Annotated in this window: 23 protein-coding genes; 17 read left to right on the top strand and 6 right to left on the bottom strand. The window is 42.8% G+C overall.

From position 1 onward, the window contains the following. The first annotated feature begins 5 nt into the window (after nt 1-5). The 3 genes from ABTV71_RS15320 to ABTV71_RS15310 all read left to right on the top strand — a co-directional run bounded on the left by ABTV71_RS15320 (nt 6) and on the right by ABTV71_RS15310 (nt 4,932). Complete coding sequence (locus ABTV71_RS15320; protein ID WP_433900134.1) at nt 6-3,179, top strand: efflux RND transporter permease subunit; 3,174 nt, start codon at nt 6-8, stop codon at nt 3,177-3,179. A gap of 141 nt (nt 3,180-3,320) precedes the next feature. Then, the gene (locus tag ABTV71_RS15315) at nt 3,321-4,430 is read left to right on the top strand and encodes an efflux RND transporter periplasmic adaptor subunit (RefSeq protein ID WP_433900133.1); all 1,110 of its coding nucleotides are present in this window, start codon (nt 3,321-3,323) and stop codon (nt 4,428-4,430) included. 118 nt (nt 4,431-4,548) lie between these two features. Beyond that, nucleotides 4,549-4,932, top strand: a complete 384-nt coding sequence (locus tag ABTV71_RS15310; RefSeq protein ID WP_433900132.1) for a YidH family protein — start codon at nt 4,549-4,551, stop codon at nt 4,930-4,932. A 142-nt stretch (nt 4,933-5,074) separates the two neighbouring features. Here the strand turns inward: ABTV71_RS15310 and ABTV71_RS15305 are convergent, their stop codons facing one another. Then, the gene (locus ABTV71_RS15305) at nt 5,075-5,674 is read right to left on the bottom strand and encodes a DUF4142 domain-containing protein (protein WP_433900131.1); all 600 of its coding nucleotides are present in this window, start codon (nt 5,672-5,674) and stop codon (nt 5,075-5,077) included. A gap of 66 nt (nt 5,675-5,740) precedes the next feature. Between ABTV71_RS15305 and ABTV71_RS15300 the strand changes: the two genes are divergently transcribed. The 3 genes from ABTV71_RS15300 to ABTV71_RS15290 all read left to right on the top strand — a co-directional run bounded on the left by ABTV71_RS15300 (nt 5,741) and on the right by ABTV71_RS15290 (nt 9,196). Then, nucleotides 5,741-5,917 carry a hypothetical protein gene (locus ABTV71_RS15300; RefSeq protein WP_433900130.1) on the top strand — a complete coding sequence of 59 codons (177 nt, stop codon included), beginning with the start codon at nt 5,741-5,743 and terminating at the stop codon, nt 5,915-5,917. 309 nt (nt 5,918-6,226) lie between these two features. Beyond that, entirely contained in the window at nt 6,227-8,722 is a 2,496-nt protein-coding gene (locus ABTV71_RS15295; protein ID WP_433900129.1) for a cation-translocating P-type ATPase, read from the top strand. Between the two features lie 33 nt (nt 8,723-8,755). Next, nucleotides 8,756-9,196, top strand: coding sequence for a pyridoxamine 5'-phosphate oxidase family protein (locus ABTV71_RS15290; protein WP_433900128.1), 441 nt, complete (start codon nt 8,756-8,758; stop codon nt 9,194-9,196). A gap of 48 nt (nt 9,197-9,244) precedes the next feature. Here the strand turns inward: ABTV71_RS15290 and ABTV71_RS15285 are convergent, their stop codons facing one another. Then, entirely contained in the window at nt 9,245-9,574 is a 330-nt protein-coding gene (locus ABTV71_RS15285; RefSeq protein WP_121126181.1) for a winged helix-turn-helix transcriptional regulator, read from the bottom strand. A 92-nt stretch (nt 9,575-9,666) separates the two neighbouring features. Between ABTV71_RS15285 and ABTV71_RS15280 the strand changes: the two genes are divergently transcribed. Further along, nucleotides 9,667-10,305, top strand: a complete 639-nt coding sequence (locus tag ABTV71_RS15280; RefSeq protein WP_433900127.1) for a peroxiredoxin-like family protein — start codon at nt 9,667-9,669, stop codon at nt 10,303-10,305. Between the two features lie 5 nt (nt 10,306-10,310). Next, a complete protein-coding gene (locus tag ABTV71_RS15275; protein WP_433900126.1) occupies nt 10,311-11,108 on the top strand; it encodes a DNA alkylation repair protein in 798 nt (265 codons plus the stop codon). A gap of 93 nt (nt 11,109-11,201) precedes the next feature. On the opposite strand, the gene ABTV71_RS15270 is transcribed toward ABTV71_RS15275, so the two are convergent. Beyond that, nucleotides 11,202-11,408: a hypothetical protein gene (locus tag ABTV71_RS15270; RefSeq protein WP_433900125.1), complete on the bottom strand. Its 207-nt coding sequence runs from the start codon at nt 11,406-11,408 to the stop codon at nt 11,202-11,204. On the opposite strand from ABTV71_RS15270, the gene ABTV71_RS15265 reads away from it, so the two are divergent. Further along, nucleotides 11,400-12,005, top strand: coding sequence for a hypothetical protein (locus ABTV71_RS15265; protein ID WP_433900124.1), 606 nt, complete (start codon nt 11,400-11,402; stop codon nt 12,003-12,005). The two genes, ABTV71_RS15270 and ABTV71_RS15265, sit on opposite strands and share 9 nt — an antisense overlap. A 126-nt stretch (nt 12,006-12,131) precedes the next feature. Then, on the top strand, nt 12,132-12,581 hold the full coding sequence (locus ABTV71_RS15260; RefSeq protein ID WP_433900123.1) for a hypothetical protein: 450 nt from the start codon (nt 12,132-12,134) through the stop codon (nt 12,579-12,581). 18 nt (nt 12,582-12,599) lie between these two features. Here the strand turns inward: ABTV71_RS15260 and ABTV71_RS15255 are convergent, their stop codons facing one another. Then, nucleotides 12,600-12,947 (bottom strand): hypothetical protein, encoded by a 348-nt coding sequence (locus ABTV71_RS15255; protein ID WP_433900122.1) that lies wholly within the window; start codon nt 12,945-12,947, stop codon nt 12,600-12,602. 174 nt (nt 12,948-13,121) lie between these two features. Between ABTV71_RS15255 and ABTV71_RS15250 the strand changes: the two genes are divergently transcribed. The 6 genes from ABTV71_RS15250 (at nt 13,122) to ABTV71_RS15225 (ending at nt 20,092) form a co-directional block, all read left to right on the top strand. Beyond that, nucleotides 13,122-15,500, top strand: coding sequence for a TonB-dependent receptor (locus ABTV71_RS15250; RefSeq protein WP_433900121.1), 2,379 nt, complete (start codon nt 13,122-13,124; stop codon nt 15,498-15,500). Between the two features lie 32 nt (nt 15,501-15,532). Then, nucleotides 15,533-16,063 carry a carboxypeptidase regulatory-like domain-containing protein gene (locus ABTV71_RS15245; protein WP_433900120.1) on the top strand — a complete coding sequence of 177 codons (531 nt, stop codon included), beginning with the start codon at nt 15,533-15,535 and terminating at the stop codon, nt 16,061-16,063. After that, nucleotides 16,024-17,868, top strand: a complete 1,845-nt coding sequence (locus ABTV71_RS15240) for a TonB-dependent receptor (protein WP_433900119.1) — start codon at nt 16,024-16,026, stop codon at nt 17,866-17,868. The genes ABTV71_RS15245 and ABTV71_RS15240 overlap by 40 nt, the downstream gene beginning before the upstream one ends. A 220-nt stretch (nt 17,869-18,088) precedes the next feature. After that, a complete protein-coding gene (locus ABTV71_RS15235; RefSeq protein ID WP_433900118.1) occupies nt 18,089-18,943 on the top strand; it encodes a helix-turn-helix domain-containing protein in 855 nt (284 codons plus the stop codon). Between the two features lie 77 nt (nt 18,944-19,020). Continuing rightward, a complete protein-coding gene (locus ABTV71_RS15230) occupies nt 19,021-19,737 on the top strand; it encodes an FAD-binding oxidoreductase (protein ID WP_433900117.1) in 717 nt (238 codons plus the stop codon). A 16-nt stretch (nt 19,738-19,753) separates the two neighbouring features. Further along, entirely contained in the window at nt 19,754-20,092 is a 339-nt protein-coding gene (locus ABTV71_RS15225) for a hypothetical protein (protein ID WP_433900116.1), read from the top strand. A gap of 86 nt (nt 20,093-20,178) precedes the next feature. On the opposite strand, the gene ABTV71_RS15220 is transcribed toward ABTV71_RS15225, so the two are convergent. Both ABTV71_RS15220 and ABTV71_RS15215 read right to left on the bottom strand, forming a co-directional pair. After that, on the bottom strand, nt 20,179-20,649 hold the full coding sequence (locus ABTV71_RS15220; protein WP_121126161.1) for a hypothetical protein: 471 nt from the start codon (nt 20,647-20,649) through the stop codon (nt 20,179-20,181). Nucleotides 20,650-20,733: 84 nt separating this feature from the next. Then, nucleotides 20,734-20,967 carry a hypothetical protein gene (locus ABTV71_RS15215; RefSeq protein WP_433900115.1) on the bottom strand — a complete coding sequence of 78 codons (234 nt, stop codon included), beginning with the start codon at nt 20,965-20,967 and terminating at the stop codon, nt 20,734-20,736. A 140-nt stretch (nt 20,968-21,107) separates the two neighbouring features. Between ABTV71_RS15215 and ABTV71_RS15210 the strand changes: the two genes are divergently transcribed. Next, the gene (locus ABTV71_RS15210) at nt 21,108-23,282 is read left to right on the top strand and encodes an ATP-binding protein (RefSeq protein ID WP_433900114.1); all 2,175 of its coding nucleotides are present in this window, start codon (nt 21,108-21,110) and stop codon (nt 23,280-23,282) included. The last annotated feature ends 37 nt before the right edge of the window (nt 23,283-23,319 follow it).

The following is a 23,319-nucleotide window of genomic DNA, read 5'->3' as shown; positions in this document are numbered from 1 at the left end:
CACTTATGTCACTTGTCACAGCTGCTTTACGAAGGCCGATTACCACAGTGATCATCACCCTGAGCCTGCTGCTCTCTTCGGTACTTGCTGTACTGAACATACCGATCGATATATTTCCACAGCTCAATTCACCGACAATTTACGTCATTGAATCTTACGGCGGGATGTCCCCACAGCAGATGGAAGGTTTTTTCTCCTCCCGGATGCAGGATCAGTTTCTCTATGTCAACGGAATCAAAAATATATCCGCCAAAAATATTCAGGGGCTTACGCTCCTGAAACTTAGTTTTTACGAAAATACCGATATGGCCGAAGCTTCAGCGCAGGTAGCACTGCAGGTAAACCGGGCCATGAAGTTTTTCCCACCCGGAGCACTGCCGCCGCAGGTGGTCCGTTTTGATGCCTCCTCTTTACCTGTGGGACAACTGGTGCTTTCTTCAAAGACAAGAAGCCTCAAGGAGATCTACGATATGGCAAGCACGCTGGTGCGGCCCATGTTTTCTGCGGTACCGGGCCTCTCTGCACCGCCACCCTTTGGCGCCAATTCCAGGACGATAACGGTCAATGTGGATCCAAATAAATTGCGGAGCTACAACCTGACCGCCGATGAAGTGGTGATGGCGTTGTCGAAATTTAACGTGATGTCACCATCCGGTAACCTGCACCTCAACAATACGATGTATGTAACCACCATCAACTCCCTGATCAAGAATGTCGCAGATTTTGCTGATATCCCTATTCTGACAAAAAATGGGATTCCGATTTATATCAAAGATGTCGCACGCGTATCTGACGCCTCGGACGTGACGGTAAGTTATGCACTGATCAATGGACGGCGCTCTGTTTATATTCCTGCGGTTAAGACATCGGACGCGTCCACCTGGGCAGTGGTCAGCAGCCTAAAGGCCAAGCTGCCTGAAATCCAGAATCTGCTCCCTGAAGATGTGAAGGTGTCTTATGAATTTGACCAGTCAGTAGCGGTTATGAATTCGGTGCAGAGTCTTTTGCATGAAGGGGGGCTCGGTGCTTTGCTTACCGGCCTCATGGTACTTTTGTTTCTGCGCGACTGGCGGAGCAGCCTGATCGTGATCGTCACCATACCGGTATCCATCCTGATCGGCGTCCTGTTGCTAACATTGTTCGGCCAGACCATCAATATCATGACCTTGAGTGGTTTGGCCCTGGCCATCGGTATCCTCGTGGATCAGGCCACGGTGACCATCGAAAGCATACACCAGCATCAGGAACAGGGTACGCACAAGCGTAAGGCGATCTATAATGCCTGTCAGGAGATTGCCGTGCCGCTGCTTTTGATCCTGTTCTGTATTTTGGCCGTATTTGCACCTTCCTTTATGATGACGGGAATTCCCCGGGCGATGTTTCTGCCACTTTCTTTATCCATTGGATTGACGATGATTGCTTCGTACTTTATGGCCCAGACCTTGGTGCCTATCTTATCCAACTGGTTACTCAAAGAGCATCATATCGGTCATTTCAAGTCCGACTCGCCGGGCTTCTTCGATAAAATCAAAAAACGTTATCGCTTCAGCTTATATCGCTCGATGCGCCATAAAGGCAAAGTCATCATCGGTTATTTGGTGTTCACGCTGGCGCTTGCGGCAGCGGCATTTGTGTACATCGGCAAGGATATGATGCCCAAAGTCAACAATGGGCAGTTTCAGCTGCGTATCAAGGAACCGGATGGCACCCGTCTGGAGCGCACCGAGGAATCTGTCAAACAGGTGCTGCAGGTAATCGATAGTACGGTCAACCATCAGGTCGCCATCAGTTCGGCCTATGTTGGTCTGGTGCCCAGCAGCTATGGGGTCAGCAACCTCTATGTATTCAATACCGGGACGCATGAAGCTGTAATCCAGGTGAACCTGAATGCGGACTATCATGTGAATATGGACGAACTCAAAGATGCCCTACGGCGTAATATCCATTATAAACTGCCCAAATTGCGCCTAAATTTTGAGCCTATTGATATGACCGAAAAGATTATGAGCCAAGGCGCTGCAACGCCGATCGAGGTGCGCATAGCCGGTAAGAAAATGGACGAACTGAAGGTCTATGCCGATCAGGTTGTCACCTCATTGCGGCACATCGACTATCTGCGTGATGTGCAGATCGCACAGCCGCTGCGACTGCCGACCATTTCCATTGCCATCGACCGGCTCAAAGCCTCCCAGCTTGGTCTGCAGATGGATGATATTGCTCGCTCGGTAACGGCCAGCACTTCCTCAAGCCGGTTTACGCAGAAGATCCAATGGCTTGATGAAAACAATACCTACACCTATCAGGTACAGGTGCAGGTGCCTGAATATGTCATGAATACGATGGACGAGCTGCGCGAAATTCCGCTGGTAAAAGGGCAGCTCACACCAACCCTGGGCGATATCGCTACTTTCAATACACAATATCTACCGGGTGAATATGACCGGCAGGGGCCAAGGCGGTATTTGACAGTGATGGCAAATATCCATAAGAAGGACCTGGGGACAGCAACAGCTGATGTGCAACAAGCTATTCGCGAACTTCCAGCTCCACCGCGCGGTGTTGTGGTGGAAATGAAAGGGATGTCGACGCTATTGCTCGATACTATGGGAAGTCTGCAATTGGGGCTGGCCTGCGCAGTTGTTGTTATATTTCTGCTGCTGGCAGCGAATTATCAAAGTGTCAAGCTTTCGCTGACTGCATTGGTCACTATTCCTGCAGTGATCCTGGGCTCGCTGGCGATGCTTTTACTCACTGGATCTACACTCAACCTGCAATCGTATATGGGTATGATTATGTCTACTGGGGTCTCCGTAGCCAACGCCATTTTGATTGTGTCCAATGCTGAAACGCTACGGCTGGACTTCCGCAATGCTAGGACTGCTGCCCTGGCCAGCGCAACAACGCGACTACGTCCCATCCTGATGACCAGTATGGCGATGATTGCTGGAATGATTCCCATGGCCATGGGAATGGGGGAGACGGGTGAACAGGCCGCTCCATTGGGCCGGGCCGTTATCGGTGGTCTCTTTGCCTCCACGTTTGCCGCCCTCTTTATTCTGCCGCTCCTGTTTGTGTGGATGAAGGAAAAATCCACGTTCGATTCCGAATCACTGTTGCCACAGGACGAGCCCGATCATCGAAAGCCGCTGATGGAAAAAGACGCGTATAGTGTAAACTAAAAAAACACAGTGGGATTTCCGAATCGAAACCCAACAGTAGGAACTGCGATGATAAAGAAAGAATGCAGAACAGGATGAGAATCGTATTTAAAGATATAACCGCCAAAGGCAGCATGTATGCCCTAAAGATAAAATTGAGTAATGAATAAGAAAATTAAACGGATGAAAAAAATAGGCTATTTATTATTGTTGGCAGGCTTACTTTCCGCTTGTGGTCATACCGAAAAGCCGATTGACCTGACGCCGAAAAATCCGGCTAAAGCCAGTACCTATCAGACAACAGTCATACAAGAGAAAGTCATGTCCAGCAGTGTGCGTTTACCCGGTAAGCTCAAACCCTTTAATGAGGTAAATATCTATGCCAAAATGAACAGCTTTGTCAAGCACATCCATGTGGACAGAGGGACAATTGTCAAAAAGGGCCAGCTGCTGATACAGCTGGAAGCACCAGAGATGCTCGCTGCAGTACAGGCCGCGCATTCACGTTTTGTACAAGCACAGGAGACCGCATCTGCGAGTAAGGATAAATATAAAAGGCTCAAAAATGCCGCACAGGAGGAAGGGGCAGTATCACCACTTGATCTGGACAATGCGCTATCAAAGATGAAAGCTGACGAAGCGGTCGCCATGTCGGAAAAAGCGAATGTGGAAGAAGTTGAAATGTTGCAATCTTACCTGAATATCAAAGCGCCATTCAATGGTGTCATCGTGCAGCGTAACGTCTCTGAAGGAGCGCTGGTCGGGCCAGGAAAAGGAAATGATCAACCCCTGTTGATCCTGCAGGATCTCAATAAATTACGGTTGGAAGTGCAGATCCCCGAGACCTATGTCGATAAAGTAGATCTTTCGAAAAAGGTCGCTTATCGTTTTAATAACACCCCGAATAAGGTGTTTGAAGGGATGATAGCCCGTTCAGCTAATTCGTTGGGCGCCATGCAGTCTGAAGCGATAGAGGTCGATGTCGCCAACTCGGATAATAAACTCAAACCCGGTTTATACTGTGAGGTCGATATTCCATTGTCTGCCGGAGCCAATTCTTTATTGGTGCCATCCAATAGTATTGTACGTTCGACAGAAAGGCAGTATGTGATTCAGCTCATAGATGGTAAGACACATTTTGTGGATATCAAAGAAGGGGTATCCACGCATGATTCTACTGAGGTTTTTGGTAAGCTAAATAAAAGCGATCAGATCTTGTTGCATGCCAATGACGAAATAAAGGAGGGAGTCAAACTTCCCTTGGATAAGTAGGTATACTGTCCTTTTTTTAGATGAAAGGTCTTGCCGGACCTTTCATCTTCCCTACGTAATCTATTTGGATCAAAGCTTTTAAAATCCCTAACTTAGTTATTGAACAAAATTTATTTTTATGGCAAATAGTATTGTACAAAAAAAAGTGAGTGACCACCTTGCTAACGAAAGGACATTTTTGGCGTGGATCCGAACAAGCCTCGGCATAATGGGCTTTGGATTTGTGGTTGTTAAGTTTTCGCTCTTTATTCGTCAGATCGAGTTGGTTTTGAACACCCGAGCAGTCCCCCAATCACATCATGGATATTCGGGCGTTGTGGGGGTAACCATTGTGATTATCGGTGCATTGACAGTCATATTGGCCTTCTTTAAGTACCGTAAAACAAATAGGCAAATCGAAGATGAAAATTTTGTTCAGGGCTCCTTCGGGATTACCATTACAGCAGTACTGATTTTTATTGTCGGGATTATTTTGAGCTGGTATCTCATAGATAGTTTGTAAGAATATCAATTCAAATACATAATCGCTTTTATCCAATTGATCCATAATTTATGATAAATGCCACGAATAATCGCCATTCGTGACATTTATATAATAAACACTTTAAAACTTGAGTTAGCTTGGAGCGGGGCACCAAATATTATTACTTCAATTTGTCTTTTACCGCTTTACTGTGCTCCAGATGTGTCCTCAAAGTCGGTAGGGTCTTATCCACAAATGCCTTTAATTCGGCATCTTTCAGATTTTTACTGGCATCCTCAAAAAGCTTCACGTCTTTTTCGTGATCCTCCACCATATCATCGATATAGGCTTTGTCAAATTCTCTTCCCGTCTTTTTAGCCAGATCATCTTTTACTTTTTGCTGTTCAGCGCCTATTGTAGCTGGGACAGTAATGTTTTTTCCCCGGGCGAGTGTAGTCAGTTCGTCATTGGCCTTGCTGTGGTCTTTGATCATCATTTCTCCGAAGGCTTTGACATCGGCATGCTGTGCTTTTTGCTGTGCCAACTGCCCGAGTTCTACTTCGGCCATCCCGCCATTTGCCGCTTCAGTGACAAATTTAGCATCTTCTTCGCTGACTGACAGAGGCGTCGCAGCCGCCTGATTATCATCCATATTTTCAGGCGACTTTTCCTCGTTGATACTGTCTGCCGTTTCCTTACTGTCATTCTTTGCACCGCCGCCGCAACTTTGGACAGCAACAATCGATAATGCAATTGCTAGGGTCAGAAATATTCTTTTCATATGCTTATGAGTTTGATTTCAAAATAAACAGTACTCGAAACAATATCGTTCAAAAAAAAGTGATTATTGAAAGAGGACACTTTTCTCAGCAGTCTGGATAGATACTATGCCGCGAATGAAAGTATGCCTTCTAAAGCGGAAATAGCTAAGATCATCCTGAATATGGAACCCTTGAAATGGAACGGTGCGCAAGGTGAAATATCGTTACTCAAACTAAATGTATTTAAATCATTGTTCATTTAGCATATCCTCTTGAAGAACATATTTTGAAAAATATTGTTTCTTATACAGTCAGTAGATAAAAGTAGAAAATCTGCTGCTTCCGGATCAGATCGTATTGCTGCTGCTGGAAATAAAGTGATCAGGATCATGACAACCAATAGCAGTGATCATGGTCTGAAAATTATTATAAATCTAACTTTGATGTGTCAAACCATAAAATAAATTTATTATGAAAGCCAGCGAAAACTCCAATCAGATTGTTCAATAGATGATCGATTTGCGCTCACGTATCTCCCCAGGTTCTAGTTTTAACAGTTTAATATCCACTTTATGACGTATAATATCCCCAATCATCTTAAAGGTCTCAGCCAGAACGAAGTAAGTCAGGCGAGGGCAAAATATGGGTATAATCTGTTGACGACAACTCATAAAAGTACCTGGATGGAGTTGCTGCTGGGTATTTTAAAAGAGCCTATGCTGATCTTACTGATAGTTATTTCACTGATCTATGTAATTGTGGGCGACTATGCTGAGGCAGCTTTTATGGTGGTGGCGATCGTGGCGGTCACTGCGATCTCGTTTTATCAGGACAACCGTAGCAAGAAAGCGTTGGAAGAGCTTGAAAAACTCAATGAGCCCCTGAGTGTGGTCATCCGGGATGCACAGGTGGTCAAGATTCCTACGCGGGAAATTGTCGTAGGCGATCTTTGTATCACAGAAGAGGGACGCATGATTAATGCGGACGGAGTAATCGTACACAGCAACGACTTTTCTGTCAACGAGTCATCACTCACTGGAGAGAGCTTCTCCGTGTTCAAGGATAGTACGACAGCCGATAATTTCGTTTATAGCAGCACAATAACAGTGTCGGGACTAGCTGTCTTTCAGGTACAAAGGATAGGCAAAGAAACACGCGTAGGCAAAATTGGCGAATCCATACGAACGATTAAAGAAGAGATCTCGCCCTTGCAGATCCAGATCCAGAAATTTGTGAAAGCAATGGCAATCGTCGGAATTGTTATTTTCCTGCTCGTCTGCCTGTTTAGTTACCTCGATACGCACAATATCGTAGTGAGTCTGCTCAATGGGCTGACCTTGGCAATGTCCATATTACCCGAAGAAATACCTGTGGCATTTACGACTTTTATGGCCCTGGGGGCATGGAAGCTCATGCGCGAAGGCATTATCATAAAAAGGAGCAGTATCGTCGAGACCTTGGGGAGTACCACTGTCATCTGCACCGACAAAACAGGTACCATTACAGCCAATATCATGCAATTAAAAAGCCTGTATGATTATCGTTCCGACAGGGTTTATACTGAAGCTGAATTTGAGCATGAAGCACTTCATGAACTTATTGACTATGCAATGTGGAGCAGCGAGCCAGTGCCTTTTGACCCCATGGAGATCACATTGCATAAAATATACGAAAAAACACAAAAAAATGATCTAAGAAGGAGTTATCAGCTGTTTCATGAATATCCGCTGGAAGGTAAGCCGCCGATGATGACACACCTTTTTGAAAATAACGAAAAGCAGCGGATCATCGCGGCCAAGGGCGCTCCCGAATCAATACTCAGCGTTTCACGGCTCTCCGATACCGATCGAGATAAGATAAGGGCGGTGATTAAAACTTTTGCTCAGCAAGGATATCGGATTTTGGCTGTTGCCAAATCACATTTTGAAGGAAATGACTTCCCTGCAAAACAGCAAGATTTTACGTTTGAGTTTTTAGGGCTCACGGTGTTCTATGATCCGCCCAAAGAGGGGATAAGGGAGGTCTTTCAGCAAATCTATACGGCCGGAATCAAGGTAAAGGTAATTACTGGCGATAACGCTGAAACAACAAACGCGATTGCATTGCAAGCAGGAATTGTCAACGGTACGCCGGCTGTAAATGGTAGCGAAATCATTGGGAATACCGAAGATGATATTATTAAGCTGGCTGAGCGGACCACGCTATTTACCCGAATGTTTCCAGAAGCCAAACTTGCGGTTGTCAATGCATTGAAAAAGAGTGGTGAGGTTGTGGCCATGCTCGGAGATGGGGTAAATGACGGCCCGGCGTTAAAAGCAGCGCATATTGGTGTGGCCATGGGAAAAAAGGGAACCGAGATCGCCAAATCAGCGGCGGCACTGGTCATCACCAACGATGATTTGCAAAAACTTATCGTTGGTATCGCTGCCGGCCGCCGGATTTATACCAACATCAAAAAGGCTGTGCAGTATATTATTTCCATTCATATCCCCATCATTCTGACAGTATCCTTGCCTTTGTTTTTGGGGTGGATCTACCCGCAGATATTTACCCCTGTACATGTGATCTTTCTGGAACTGGTCATGGGACCTACCTGTTCTGTCGTTTATGAGAATGAACCTATCGAAAGAAATACGATGAATCAACCTCCAAGGGCGATGGGGAAGACTTTTTTAAGTATCAGGGAACTGGGCATAAGCATCATCCAAGGGGTGGTGATCACGCTTGGGGTCTTATTTAGTTACCAGCTTACTGTCCAGCACGGCGGGAGCGAGGAAAAAACAAGGGCGATGGTGTTCTGTACCCTGATCTTTTCGAATATATTATTGAGCTATGCCAACCGCTCCTTCTATTATAGTATCATCGAAAGCTTTAAAAATCGTAATATTCTATTGTTGGGGATTTCTTTAGTTGTATTGATCTTGCTATTTGTCATCTTGTATTGTAGGCCAGTTGCTGCTTTCTTTGAGGTCGCAGCGCTCAGTGGATCTGAACTGGCGATTGCTCTTGCCGTTGCAGGTGTATCTGTACTTTGGTTTGAAATTTACAAGCTCATGAGGAGAGCATAGCTAGAGTTTTTATATAATTTAATACGAATCAATATGTTAGGAGAATTGAGTAAAAGAGAAATTATCACTTTGTTGGAGAGCAAGTTTATAGGTCGGATAGGCTGCCATGTGAATGGCGAGACGTACATTGTCCCGGTTAACTATGTTTACCATAATAATGCGATATATGCTCAGGCAGGAGAGGGTAAAAAAATTGAAATGCTACGTGCAAATCCTCGGGTTTGTTTTCAGGTTGACGAAATAGAGAGTATGTTCAAGTGGAAAAGTGTCATTCTGTGGGGAAATTTTGAAGAGCTGAGCGATATGGAGCGACAGCAGGTCATGCAAGGATTGATCTTGCACATTATGCCCAATACAAATGAACCGGGACGCCACCCTGCGCATGCAATAAACCCGCAACTCCGTGATTCGCTAATCGTATTTCGCATCAACATTGAGCAAGGAAGTGGACGGTTCGAATCGCATGACGATTGAAGGTAGACCAAGTGTGCCCCCAAAAATTAAAGGTTTTTTCTGAACTGGCTATTGAGCAATTAAAAGCTTTCCCCAATCGTTCAATTTCCAAAGTACCGATACTAATTTTTCGCCCAGTGGTGTAAGTGAATATTCGACACGTGGTGGTAATTCATTAAAGTTCTTTTTATACAAAATTCCGTCCCGCTCCAATTCTTTCAACTGCTGGTTTAAGACACGTCTGTCTACCTTGGCGATACCCCGTAGCATTTCGCTTGGTCTTTTCTCACCTTCATTGATTCGCCATACAATCGGGATTTTCCATTTCCCGCTGATCGTATTAACGGCAAATTCCAATGGACAGATTTTTTCTTCTATTGCTCTTTCCTCTAATTTCATAAAATTGACTTTTTTATCCCATAGGGATAATTATATGCGGTATTGCAGTTCTGAATTTACTTTCAAAACTTTGCAAAAATATAAAACAATATATGAAAAATTTAAAAAATCAAATTGAAGAACTGAACGAAAACTTGATCAATCAACTACCCACGGAAGTTTTAGCGGCATTCTCTAAATCTATTGCGGATTTGAACATCATTAATATCGAAGAAAACAGTGCTGGCATAAACGATATATTTCCTGATTTTAGCCTGCCAAATACGGCCAATGAAATTGTGGAACTACATACGCTTTTGAGGAAAGGAAAAGTGATTGTAGCTTTTTTTCGTGGCAGTTGGTGCCCGTATTGCAATCTCGAATTAAAAGCTTTACAACACAATCTGAAACAGCTTACTGATAAGCACGTAACCCTCGTCGCCGTCTCCCCGCAAGCAAGAGATTATAGCAACGAATTAAAACGCAATTATCAATTGGATTTTGACGTATTGACGGACGAAGATAATGCCTTGGCCAAACGGCTTGGTATCTCTTTTGAGCTCCAGGATTATGTGATTCCTGTTTATGGTGATTTGGGAATAAAGCTATCGGATTATAACGGAAATGATAATAATGAACTGCCCGTTCCGGCTGTTTTTGTCATAGATAAAACCGGTAAAATTACCTACAAGTTTGCTGATACCAATTACATGAATAGATTAGATATTAAGGAATTGATAGAACAATTGTAAACGACATGAAAAGAAAAGGAGAGCGAAGCACGAAAGATATTCCAAGAGATATTTTGGAACAATTAAATCGTGGAGAAATGGAGACGGTCAACCTCGTGGAATGGTTGGCTGTAGACCAAAAACTTTTATTGGAAAATCTACTTGCACAAAATGGAAGATCAGCCTATTTAAGCCCTCTTCGCATAAAAATTGACCAGCTGAAAAAGCAAACCGTAAATACGGTAAACGAGGCTATCGGAATAGGGCTTTTTGAGCAAACGATGCAAAATAATGATAATGAGTTTTTAGCAGTCCTGTCAGGTCATCGTGCTGACCTTGTTCGCTGCTGGGCAACGTATACAATCGGAAAAAATAAAAATCTGAACCTTTCCGAAACGCTAAAACAGATTCGGCCTTTTGCGGCGGATAAACATTTTGGCGTAAGAGAGATCTGTTGGTTGGCCGTGAGAGCCAAAATTGCTGAAAATCTTGATGAAAGCATCAATCTGCTTTCCGGTTGGACATCAGATCAAGATGAAAATATAAGAAGATTTACAACGGAAGCAACCCGGCCCAGGGGAGTTTGGTGCGAACATATTGAAATGCTCAAACAACATCCTGAATTAGGTTTGCCTATATTGGATCGGTTAAAATCCGATAAAGCAAAATATGTACGGGATAGTGTGGGGAATTGGTTAAATGATGCAAGTAAAACGCAGCCCGCATTTGTTCAGCAACTTTGCAAACGTTGGGAACAAGAGAATGATACCAAAGAAACAAAGTACATCATAAAAAAAGCCTTGCGGACGATCAATAAGCAATAGACGATATGCATTCTTCTATTTCAATATACAACGCTTGGGTATCTCCTGTCTATGTCTCCGTTTGCTATGCCCAAAAAGAAGGAATGAAGTGCACTATAGCGAATGGCCAGTGATGGCCAACAATGCGCAGGTAAGGTCAATCTTTCCTTTTTTCGTATCGCCCTTGAGCAACAATCGCTTGCTGAACAGTAGAACAATAAGCCCAGCAGGAATATTGATCAAAAATATCCAATGCCAGGAAAGCCATTCGGTAATCAGTATAATATTTATTATTTTCGAAGGAAATAGGTTATGCAGCATTCATTTCCCATATACTATCACTACATCGCCCGCAACAGAAAACGGATCAGCTGTTATCTGCACGAAGATAGCATATACTGTAAAGTGCAGACAAAAAATGGTCTGACAGAACAACATAAATTTTATTATGAAGACATCCATAAAATTCATTTAGGGCTTTCGGATATTACATGGCATACCATCGATATTTATTTTAAAGACAGGAAACATATCCATCTTAAGAGCGTGACGTTCTTTATCGAAAGGGACGGAGAAGAACTCGAACGTCCTAAGACAAACGAAATAGATATTGCCTCGGTAAAAGCCAATAGGATGGCTTATAGTAATTTTGTGACGGCTTTACACGAGCGCATCAGTAGGCATGGCACAAGTTATCCCATTAGCCTCACCCATGGAAACTCATGGAAAAAAATCCTGATCTGGATCCTGATGTCATTTATCCTTATTTTGTTGCCGCTTACCTGGAAAATAGGATCCTATGGTTGGAGTCTGTTCTTCGCTGTCAGTTTCCTGTTACTCCTGTTATTTAGCTGGAAGGTAAACTTCAAAAAACAATATAAACCTGATCAGCTGCCCGAAAAATATCTGCCTTTTTAAACTCTTATAGGAGATACACTCTGGTCCGTATAGTGCAATGCAATCTGAACTATTTTGCGTCATCCGATGTTCTTAAAGTAATCCGCCTCCAAATGTACAGGAGGTTGAGAACTAATAGAATATAAAATGAATGTATTTAACAAGAATATGTTAGGTGGACTAATCGGAGCGATAATCCTCAATGTGATCCACAGCGCAGCAAAAAGATTTGATGCCAAAGCGCCGGCAATTGATGAAATAGGTGAGGAGGCAATGAAAAAGACGGTGCGTGCTGCCGGATTTGAACCACCAAAGGGAAATGCCCTAGTAGCGGCTACCTTTGGTGCTGATGTTGCTTCAAATGCGATGTTATACAGCATGATCGGTTATGGCGGCGATAAACATACCCTTCTTCGCGGAGCGCTGCTCGGGACAGTCGTCGGGCTGGCGACATTGACAATCCCGGAGCAGGCCGGACTCGATGCCAAACCGATAAAAAAGACCGAACGCACAAAAATAATGACCGTCGCCTGGTATATTATCGGTGGAATGGCAGCGGCGCTGGCCATAAAAGCGATGCGCAATCATGGAAAATAAACCGAAACCTTTTATTGGTTAGAATTTTACTGTTCCTTCCTGCATGGTATTATTATTCCTGTTTATAAACCATACTCGAGCGAAGATAATGTTCTTCCCAGGGCACTTTGACAAGACGGCTATGCGCTTTTGCGGAATAATAGTTTTCGATGTCGGTAAGTAATAATGCTTTTTAGTTCCAGTTGTCAGGCTATTGCGTAAATCGGGAATCTTTTTCAAGTTTCGCTGTAATGCCGCATAAAAAGCTTTTATAGATTTGTCCAGTTGCTTCATAATCTGCCGAAGATGAACCAAAAATATACGCTCATTCTTTACGCTTGTATTTAGTTTAAATTTCGCGATGCTTCCTTCAGATAAAGTTTTCACAACAGGTGCCCTTATCTTAATTCTATGGTTATATCCAGATCGAAAAAGCCAACCACAATTTATAAAAGAACCAAAATGTGAAAAAATTATTTGAATTTGCGCGTAAAACGAATCATGTTATTTAGATTTATTTAAAATAATGTATATTTGGCCCCGTTATTATTTTGAATTTAAATGGCGCTAGAATTATCTACCACACCTTTACCAACAAGAAAAGTCAATCCGTATGGCATGACTAAAATCACAGCCGCATTATTATGCTGTTCTTTTTCGTTATCTTCATCAGCCTCCACGGATTTCGGATTTAAATGCAAATCTCATTATGATCTATCTGCTCATAAGATGCAACAGAAGGGATCGGTTGTGGGTCTGGTGGTCGATGCACAAGGCGCTCCTTTAGCGAACGTACATGTTCGGCTACATGGCGTCAAAAGTGTCAAGTCCGACAAAGAGGGGCGTTTCGAGTTAACAGATGTCAATTACGGGAAATACCACCTAACCTTGAGTGCGGTAGGGTTTGGCAGTGTATCCCGCGATATTGAACTACTTGATGCGCAGCATAGCCTCGGAACGATTACCCTGACGGCAGAGCAACGTAATCTGGATGAGGTAGTCGTCACAGCCAGCCGCTTGGCGGAACATATTGATGAAGTGCCATCCTCGGTCACCTATATCGGAGGTAAAGTGCTTGACCAACAGCGCCAGATAAACGATAATTTGCCTTCTATCCTGATGCAAAAAGTGCCTAGTATCTCGCCGAGCGAAGAAAGCCAGAATAATTTTATCGCCAAGATCCGTGGCCGTAATTTCCTGGTACTGATAGATGGTATCCCGCAGTCTACTCCCTTGCGCAATGGGGGCCGTGATCTGCGTACGATTGATGCCAGCGCAATAGACCATATCGAGGTGGTCAATGGTGCGACAGCGATGTATGGTAATGGTGCCGCAGGGGGTGTGATCAACTATATCACCAAAAAACCTCAAACGGGCAAAAAACTGAATTCGTCAACTTACCTCAATAATTCTCTGAGCCTGGTCAAGCCAAGCGAAACCTATGGTTACAATATTGCACAGGTCTTTTCCGGACAGATCGACCGATGGGATTATGTCGTCCAAGGAAAGATCGGGCGTACTGGTGTAGTACGAAGCTCAGATGCAGCGGTGGCCAGTCCGTTTTATGGGCTGGGTGAAACAAAGTCTTATAATGCGCTAGCCAAAATCGGTTATCAGATCACTCCGGATCATCGTTTAGAGTTTATGGGCAACTACTATCGTAGTCTGCAAGATAGCAAGTACGTGGGCACGACAGGTAAATTTGGTGAATCGCCGGCAATCGGTATTCCATCCGATACAGTCATCAATGGCGGTACACCCTACAACAAAGCATTGCATGTAAAGTATGATGGTCAATATGGTAAGACAGCCGCAAATTTGAGCCTGTATTATGAAGACATGAATACGGTCTTTGAAACCTATAATCAAAACTATTCGGATCACAAAGGAGCAAGGCTAAATTTCAACACTCCATTTCAACTGGACGCATCCTCCAAAATGTCCCTAATCTATGGCATGGATCTATTAAAAGACCATACGGTACAGAAAACACTGAAAGATGAGCTAGTGACGCCTGATATGAACATGAACAACCTGGCCTTTTACCTTCAGAGCAAAATAAACATCGGTACTGACTGGATTCTAAAAGGCGGGGTACGCTATGAAAATATAAGGTTCAAAGTCGGGGATCTGACCAAAAATGGCAAACTGACTCCGGGTGAAAATAATAATTCAGATGCCTTTGTGTTTAACATTTCGACCCGGTATAATAAATATAATTATGCCCAGCCTTTTGCCTCATTTTCGCAGGGATATTCCATTGGTGATGTCGGCCTTATCCTGCGCAATGGTGTGCCGTTGAGCCAGATCGACCCCAAGCCCGTTGTCGTCAATAATTTCGAATTGGGTTTCAATGGTAAGCTGGACATTTGGGACTATCAGCTGACCGGTTATTATAGTACTTCTAAGAAAGGTACTACATTCGCCGAGACTTCAACACCGGGTAATTATGAACTTTCTCAGGTGCCGCAACGTATTTATGGGCTGGAGTTTGTCGCCAATGTAAAACCTGTAAAATGGTTGTCCCTGGGTACAGTACTGGGCTATATGGATGGCCGCCAGGATTTGAAAAATGAGGGCAATTATAAAGACAAGCTGGACAACTCAATTATTTCGCCGTTCAAAATCAATTTAAATGCTGATGTGAAGTTGACAGAACAATGGAATGTATATCTGCAATACTTGCATTTGGGTGGAAGGGATGTTTTTCCGGCTGAAGCTTATAACTATGGAAAATACCCAATTTCGGGTTATGACCTTGTCGACGTCCAAACCAGATACAAATATCAAAAGTTCACCTTTTTATTTTCTATAAATAATCTATTCAATGCGGATTATTACCCCATCCATGCCGAGGTACGTGGCGCGACCAATGAAGGCCGCTACTACATCAAGGGAACGGGAACAATGGCAAATCTGGGTATACAATTTGATCTGTAAGCTATAAATCCATATCAGAAAGCCACACTACTATGCTTCAGAAACCACTTTATTCGACTTTCTTGATCTTATTATTGTCTACCGCTGTACTTCATGCTCAGGAAGATTACTTAACGGGCTCGGTACGCGCACAAAATGGAGATGCATTAGCACACGTTACTGTTCGGATAGCTGGGCAAAGTAAACTTCAATCGGACTTGTCTGGCAAATTTTCGGCAGCGTTACCGGCTGGCTCTTATCGCCTCCAATTGAGTTTAATAGGTTATCAGACACTCGATACCTTGATTACAGTTCAACCCAAGGAAAATTATCCTATATCGTTTACTTTGCAGGGGAATAGCAGGATCAATGAAGTCGTGGTGTCTGCATCGAGACGGGTCGAGTCATTGGATGAGGTGCCGTCATCAGTGACAATTCTTTCACAGAAACAGTTGGATGCACAGCGTAGTGTCAGCAGCAATCTTAGTGATATATTGGCCTCCACTGTACCTGGACTTGGTTCTCGACCAATCGTACCCAAAATTTGGGGCAAACGCTTCGCGGCAGACGCGTGCTGGTTATGATTGACGGTATTCCGCAATCAACCCCGCTGCGTGATGGCGCTCGCGATATCCGCGCATTGGATCCCAGTGTGATTGAGCGTGTCGAGGTCATAAAAGGGGCAACAGCAATCTACGGCAATGGGGCCGACGGTGGTTTGATCAATTATATCACAAAGAAAGCGCGACCGGACAAAGCATTTAGTGGAAGCACAGAAATAGGTACCAACTTTTCCCTTGTTAAGCCCGGACAGACAGGTGGTTATAATCTCGGCCAACTTTTTAGTGGACATCAGGGCCATTGGGACTATGTCGTGAGTGGCAGGTTTGAGCAAACGGGTTTGTACAAGGATGCTGACGGTCATGCATTATCGCCAGAATACGGAATGAACGACCTGAAAAATTGGAATGCATTTACCAAAATTGGTTATAATATCAATTCCGATAGCCGGTTGGAGATGATGTACAATTTTTATAAGAGCACGCAATATACAGACTATATTGCAAAGGCCGGTAAATATGGCGATCCCAATTCGCCTACAATTGGCATTCCGGGCGATAGACCAGGGGCGCCGGAAGGAACCCCATATAATCATAATGCGAGCTTAAAATATACAGCACAGGAATTAATTGGAACAACAGATCTGGAAGCCAATGTTTATTTTCAGGATTATAAGACTTTGATTAATTATAGCAATTTCTTTGAAGATAATGGACAACCAAGTATCAGCAGCAAGAAATTGGGCCTGCGTCTGAATTTTAATACCCCTTATCATTGGTCTGATCAGGTCATGAGCCAGCTTACCTATGGCGTAGACGTCTTGTCGGATAAAACAAATACAATACTTACGGACGGCCGTACCGTAATCCCTGATATGAATATGCGTAATCTGGCCCCTTATTTTCAGGTCAAAACAACATTCGGACAATACCTCATTTTTAAAGCGGGCAGTAGACTGGAAAATGTCCATATCGATGTACCCACCTATACCACTATTGGAATTTTAAATTCGGTGAATGGAAATTATGTCGGTGGGGGAACAAAGGTCAATGCCGGTCAACTGAATTTTACGGCATTAATGCTCAATGCAGGGCTTCGTTACACTAAAATACAGGCGTTCAAGCCATTCGTTAGCTTTTCACAAAGTTTTAGTGTAGCTGACTTAGGACTCGTCTTACGCGCTGCAAAAGAAAATACAGTAAGTAATACATCCATCAAGGCCGTAAAAGCGAATAATTACGAAGCTGGGGTTTCAGGTGATATAGGCCGTTTTTCTTATGAAGCGGCAGCTTATTATAGCAACTCTACATTGGGCGCATCCTATGTGTTTGTAGACGGAAATCCGCAGATAGCCCGATCTCCGGAGAAAATATATGGTTTTGAATTGTCAGCCAACTATCGCATACATCCGATGATTGATCTCGGGGCTAGTTATTCCTACACTGAGGGAAAGCGTGAGCTGACAGAGGGCACTAAAATATATCTTGGCGGAGATCGTATCAATCCACCAAAGATTACAGCCTTTGCTACGATCAATCCAATATCTAAATGGTCAGTGACAACTCAGATGGTCAGTACAACAGGACGGAATCGTTTTGAGCCCGTCAATGGTTTGTACAGTTATGGTACCGGTCCTATAAAATCTTTCACCATCATTAATCTATCATCAAGCTATGAAATTAATCGCAGGACGCTGCTTCGAATGGGGGTGGAGAATCTTTTTAATAAAGACTATTTTACAGTAATCTCACAATGGCAATCTAACAATATGAATTATGTAAAAGGAAATGGTGCCCGCATAAACATTAGTCTTTCGCATTCATTTTAATAAAACGTTCTCCTCTGGCTGTAGTTCGATGCGGTGGGTTGGCTAAAAATGCGCAATTCGGAGCAACTTCGAAGGATAATTTTGCATTCAGGTTCGCCCGACAATAGATTCATATTTGCTATTCCAAAAATTTGCTATTCTATGGCATGTTATAATAAGTAAATTTAATACTTTTAAGCTGTTTAAAAATTAGCGTGCTTTTCGCTTGTTAAATTGAAGAATGCAACACAAAAAAGACATTCCTGTTAGGACGTTGCCCAAAGAATTTGGGAATGGTATTGCTATTGCGAAAGTCTCACCCGACACTTTTTGGGAGGATGAAGAAACGACGCAGGCACATCGGCACGATTATCATTTCTTTGTTTTACAGAAGAGTGGTATCACAGTCATGGAAATAGATTTCAAGCAGTACCGCACAGATAAACCTACCATTCTTTATCAATCTCCCAACCAGGTGCATCGCGCCTTGAAAGTGGAAAATATCGAAATGTTTATGCTGATCATTAGCAACGAAAATATTCCGGCCGACTACCTCAATATTTTGCAGAGCATCTCGCCTTTAGAGCCGTTGGAAATTGGATTGGAAGATCTTGATATTATTGAGAAGAGCTATAAACTCTGCATTGAATTTTATGGGCGGACAACAGACAAATTATATTCTTCCTCACTGCGGGACAGCTGCAATGCGCTGATTGCGCTGCTGATTTCCATGTACTTGAAATATAGCAAAACAGCAGAATCACTATCACGGTTTGAACGGATCAATAGGGCCTTTTTCCTATCCTTAGAACAGAACTTTCAGAACTTGAAGCGGCCTGCTGAATATGCTGCCAAACTTAATATCTCTGTTTCCTATCTTAACGAATGTGTGAAAAACGTGAGCGGCTTTTCCGTTTCCTACCATATACAGCAACGCGTAATCCTAGAAGCCAAACGATTGCTTTATCACTCCGACAAATCAGTCAAAGAGATTGCTTTTGAATTGGGTTATGAAGATTACCCTTATTTTTCCCGCTTATTTACCAAAATTTGTGGTATGAGTGCCAAAACGTTCCGTAGCAAAAACCGCGATTAGTCCAATCAATACAGCTATCCATTCTTTTTTATGCTGACCTCGCTGGCTTTCTTTGTATTGAATAAAAACAGATGATTATGCCAAGCGCTCCAAAATGGGTTTTTGATACCCTGAATCTTTTCATAGCTCAAATTCCCGATGTTCAGGTAAGTCATATTGAACACTTGTCTACTTCGGTCAAACGCATTAGCCTACAGGGGAACTTTGAAAAATTGCAGTTTTCGGTCGGTGCTTTTTTTGACATACGTGTTTCAGATACCGATGCTCGAAGATATACAATCGCTGAGATAAACAGCGAAAAAGACAACTTAAAATTAATTGCACATATACATGGTCATGGTTGTGGTAGTGATTTTATGGATCAGCTGGAGATAGGTGATCGCATCGCACTCAACAAACCGCGGACTGAACAAAAGTATTATGACCATTCGGCGGAGAAAATCGTATTCTTTGGAGACGAAACGTCACTGGCATTGGCCTGTTCTTTCTTGCCGGTGATGCAAGCGCAAAAAAAGAGTTACCTGTTTCTTTTTGAACTGGGCGCCGAAAACAACGCTGTTCCGGAGTACCTTGGTCTAGATAACTGCATAGTCTTTCCTAAATCAAGCGTGTTTGCACATCCGGATCAGATTAAGGATTTACCGCTTTTCAAAAATGAAGATTGGTCCGACGCTTACTTTGTGCTTACCGGAAATGTAAGTTCAGTGCAAAACCTTAGAAGGGTAATAAAAACACAGACCAATGCGCGTATCAAGCACCACGGCTATTGGCTGCAGGGAAAAAAGGGGCTTTAACATGAAATAGTAAACCATGCATTATTTAGTAATAGAAAATAAACAACAGGAGGAATTGACCTATGATATCGCAGGCTTTTTCTGGGACAACGGAAATGAAGTTTCAATTCAGAGTTCATATACACCGACGGATCACAACTACCGAAGTGCAGATTGTATTATTTCATTGGACAACAACAGCTTCTCGGAGCAGGACATCTTAACAACAAAACCGCTTATACATTTCTGCCATGACGGTGTTTACTCAAACCTTATTCCTCATCCACACAAGATATTTGAATTTAAGGGTCTGAATGAGCGTACACTCACAGCATTTTTTTCCTGGTGTACTCGTCTGAATCTCTTTAAAAAGTAAAAAGACGTTTTAAAAAAAAGGATATGGAGATTTTATAGTAAGATTCTCCATATCCTTTCTAAGGCTGTCTAGTGTGGTTTGAGTTATCAAAGCGCCGCTTTAATTGCAGCCAAACAATCGGACTGATATTTCATGATATTATCTTTGTCCGTAGCTGTTATTTTTCCTTCCACCGCGTCTTTCTCGATCTCATTTTTAATATCCAACAATGATTTTTCTTTATCTACTGCTTTCTCGTGCGTGTCAGCATTGATACGGTCTACCCAAGTTTTACCTAATTTTGTATATAGCTCTTTTGCCTTATCATTGGATAGTGTAGGGGCAGGCACGGCCGCTATTGCAGCGTTGGCCGCAGCCTTATTTGAATAAACGACAGCTTCAGCATCTTTAGTCGCTGCATCTTCTGAAGTTTTCATCGCTTCTTCATTCGCATCAGCAGCTTTGTCCTCTGCTTGTTCCATGCTGTCGGCTGCTTTTTCCTGTGGTGTTTGATTGTTACATGAAAATAAGATTGCTGCGGTCGCTAATGATGCGAAAAATGTTTTGTTCAAATTCATATATCTATTTGTTTAGTGAAACTAATTAAATAACAAGTTATTTCGAGAATTCGTTTGTTATAATTTGTTTTTTAATTATCCAACTTATTCTTCTGCTCTTTTGGCAATTTTTGAACCAAATGAAATTATTTCAAACAGTTTTAGCTGAGTATTGTTGGTTATTAGCGGAAATGCTTGTCCATTCATGAAGGTTTTTTTAAAGCTAGGCTCCTTTCCAACTTGGCTTTTTTCAGTTTGAAAGCTAGTGAGTATGACTATTGGAACAGGAAAAGCAAGATTCTGAAAAATAATAGGATTTAAAACAATCGTTTGATTCAACTCAGATAAATATTTTTTTGATATATTTAGCGATCAATATGATTTGTTTGAAGAGGGGTGCAGGATTTAACTATTTGTGGCAAAATATCTCTTGGAAGAATTCCTATTATGAGCAGATTTAATTACTAAAAATTAGCAGTATGCGGCAGATAGAATGCCATGAAGAGGAGATTCATCTATGTGGTAAGATTCAGTTTTTTGGTTTCTTATTTATTTTTGATGACAGTGGATGTATCGCGGCAAGTGAAAATCTAGTTGAACTCCTAGGGACACCAATGAAGAATATTTTGGGATTGCCAATGAGCCGGGTACTCCCGCTATTGTCGACGGAGGTGGAATGGAATCTCGTGGAGATTGACAAGCAGATCAATGGTAAGATATTCGTTCGTTTTGTGGAGCGGATACGTGTCCAGGAAGTGGATTATTACCTCAGTATCTATCGATATGACAGGAAAACATATCTTGAAATCGAAATATGTAATGAGGATCATTTAAAAGCAACCCGTTTATTTTATTATGCCAAATATTTAGAAGAGCAGCATGGCAATGCTTGGCAGTCATTAACGGTGCTGATCCGGCAGATCATTGGTTTTGACCGCGTGATGGTCTATCGTTTTCAGGAGGACAATAGCGGCCAGGTTATCGCCGAATCGTTGGCCGACGATATGGACTCACTGATAGGTTATCGCTATCCGGAATTTGACATCCCGGCACAGGCAAGGGCACTCTACACCAAGTTTCTTGCGCGGCATGTAGCGGATATCGATGCTCCCACAATATCTGTACAGGGACGTGATGCGACCGAGATTGACCTAACCCGCTGTAGCCTAAGGGCACTATCGCCGGTACATTTGCAATATTTACGCAATTCGGGAGTACTTGCCAGCGCAAGTTTTTCCATCGTTATTGAAGGAAAACTTTGGGGATTAGTAGCTTGCCAGAATCGTAAACCGCTTAATGTGGACCTAGCCCAACGACATTTATGCGCATTTTTGACACAATATGCAATAAATTATTACCTTTCAGAACATCAGAGAGAAAATCTTGTTGCACAAACGATAATGGGCGTCATGGAGCGCGATCTAAAATCTGAATTACTCGTAAATCACGATATAGCAGTGGTCCTGGAGCGCTTTGCTCCGCAGATCATGGAACTCGCGGTAGCCGATGGACTGATGATAAAACATGACGGTGGTTTCAAAACTTGGGGCGATGTTCCAACGGAGCAATTTCAACAGCAAATTGATCGCCATCTGGATCAACTGGGAGACAATGAGCTATTTGCCACATCAAATTTTGTTTATGATGTAGATGAAGCGATGGAATCTACCATATTCCCGGGGATTATTCGAATAAATATTTTGCCCAGCAATACCTGGTACATTTATCTTTTCCGAAAAGAACATGTATACGAGGATGTTTGGGCAGGCAAACCGGAGAAGATCTATCAGTATGATTCCGAAAGGAAGGTAGAATTCCCGTCACCGCGGACCTCCTTTGAAGCATGGCGTGAAATTATGAAGGGTAAATCCACCAAGTGGAGTAAGTCCGAAATTGCTTTTGTAGAAAAAGTTGCACAAATAACTCAACAAGCTATCGCACAGAGAGGAGGTGAGATTGCGCAACTCAATAAGGAACTAATGCGCTCAAATAACGCTTTGGATACATTCGGATATACATTGACACACGATCTTAAAAATCCATTGTCATCCATTAAACTTGCGGCACAGATGATGCTTTTAAAGGATGATCTGCCCAAAGATTTACTGCGTAAAATGGCAAGCAATATCATGGATGCGACGACACTGATCAGCGAAATGATGGATAAGGTCTACCAATTGACACAGTCCAATTCCGTGGCCATCAAAACCGAGCTAATAGATCCCAAATTAAAAATTTTGAATATCCTGGAAAGTTGCAAGCAGCAGTTTGATGTGCCGCATCTGGAATTTGTTTTGGGTCAAACTTTACCCATACAGGCTGAGCGGACTTTATTGTACCAGTTGTTCCTAAACCTGATCGGAAACGCGATTAAGTATAGCAGCAAGAAAGATCAACCACGAGTGGAGGTTTATAGCCAACAACAGGGTAACTCGGTCTGCTATTATATTAAAGACAACGGAATAGGCATAGACATCCGGGATGGGGCCAACATTTTCGAGATTTTTAAACGTATGCCTAACTCCCAGGGTTTTGAAGGGTCTGGAATCGGTCTTTCCATCGTAAAGCGCATTGCTGATCGCCTTGCTGCTAAAGTTACCGTCGAAAGTGAATTGAATGTAGGCACGACCTTCTGCGTAAGATTTATCGCATAATAGTGTACTAACGCAAAACGAATGGATCAATTGCTTG

It is taken from the genome of Sphingobacterium puteale (genome assembly GCF_050986225.1).
Lineage (GTDB): Bacteria > Bacteroidota > Bacteroidia > Sphingobacteriales > Sphingobacteriaceae > Sphingobacterium > Sphingobacterium puteale.
This window is presented reverse-complemented; position numbering and strand designations above follow the sequence as displayed.

What these genes read in the sequence shown, in the direction of transcription:
- ABTV71_RS15305 (WP_433900131.1), bottom strand. Translation starts at nt 5,674, where the DNA reads ATGAAAAGAATATTTCTGACCCTAGCAATTGCATTATCGATTGTTGCT.
- ABTV71_RS15220 (WP_121126161.1), bottom strand. Translation starts at nt 20,649, where the DNA reads ATGAATTTGAACAAAACATTTTTCGCATCATTAGCGACCGCAGCAATC.
- ABTV71_RS15320 (WP_433900134.1), top strand. Translation starts at nt 6, where the DNA reads ATGTCACTTGTCACAGCTGCTTTACGAAGGCCGATTACCACAGTGATC.
- ABTV71_RS15290 (WP_433900128.1), top strand. Translation starts at nt 8,756, where the DNA reads ATGTTAGGAGAATTGAGTAAAAGAGAAATTATCACTTTGTTGGAGAGC.
- ABTV71_RS15210 (WP_433900114.1), top strand. Translation starts at nt 21,108, where the DNA reads ATGCGGCAGATAGAATGCCATGAAGAGGAGATTCATCTATGTGGTAAG.
- ABTV71_RS15225 (WP_433900116.1), top strand. Translation starts at nt 19,754, where the DNA reads ATGCATTATTTAGTAATAGAAAATAAACAACAGGAGGAATTGACCTAT.
- ABTV71_RS15235 (WP_433900118.1), top strand. Translation starts at nt 18,089, where the DNA reads ATGCAACACAAAAAAGACATTCCTGTTAGGACGTTGCCCAAAGAATTT.
- ABTV71_RS15295 (WP_433900129.1), top strand. Translation starts at nt 6,227, where the DNA reads ATGACGTATAATATCCCCAATCATCTTAAAGGTCTCAGCCAGAACGAA.
- ABTV71_RS15250 (WP_433900121.1), top strand. Translation starts at nt 13,122, where the DNA reads ATGGCGCTAGAATTATCTACCACACCTTTACCAACAAGAAAAGTCAAT.
- ABTV71_RS15270 (WP_433900125.1), bottom strand. Translation starts at nt 11,408, where the DNA reads ATGCTGCATAACCTATTTCCTTCGAAAATAATAAATATTATACTGATT.
- ABTV71_RS15260 (WP_433900123.1), top strand. Translation starts at nt 12,132, where the DNA reads ATGAATGTATTTAACAAGAATATGTTAGGTGGACTAATCGGAGCGATA.
- ABTV71_RS15315 (WP_433900133.1), top strand. Translation starts at nt 3,321, where the DNA reads ATGAATAAGAAAATTAAACGGATGAAAAAAATAGGCTATTTATTATTG.
- ABTV71_RS15275 (WP_433900126.1), top strand. Translation starts at nt 10,311, where the DNA reads ATGAAAAGAAAAGGAGAGCGAAGCACGAAAGATATTCCAAGAGATATT.
- ABTV71_RS15285 (WP_121126181.1), bottom strand. Translation starts at nt 9,574, where the DNA reads ATGAAATTAGAGGAAAGAGCAATAGAAGAAAAAATCTGTCCATTGGAA.
- ABTV71_RS15310 (WP_433900132.1), top strand. Translation starts at nt 4,549, where the DNA reads ATGGCAAATAGTATTGTACAAAAAAAAGTGAGTGACCACCTTGCTAAC.
- ABTV71_RS15245 (WP_433900120.1), top strand. Translation starts at nt 15,533, where the DNA reads ATGCTTCAGAAACCACTTTATTCGACTTTCTTGATCTTATTATTGTCT.
- ABTV71_RS15265 (WP_433900124.1), top strand. Translation starts at nt 11,400, where the DNA reads ATGCAGCATTCATTTCCCATATACTATCACTACATCGCCCGCAACAGA.
- ABTV71_RS15230 (WP_433900117.1), top strand. Translation starts at nt 19,021, where the DNA reads ATGCCAAGCGCTCCAAAATGGGTTTTTGATACCCTGAATCTTTTCATA.
- ABTV71_RS15280 (WP_433900127.1), top strand. Translation starts at nt 9,667, where the DNA reads ATGAAAAATTTAAAAAATCAAATTGAAGAACTGAACGAAAACTTGATC.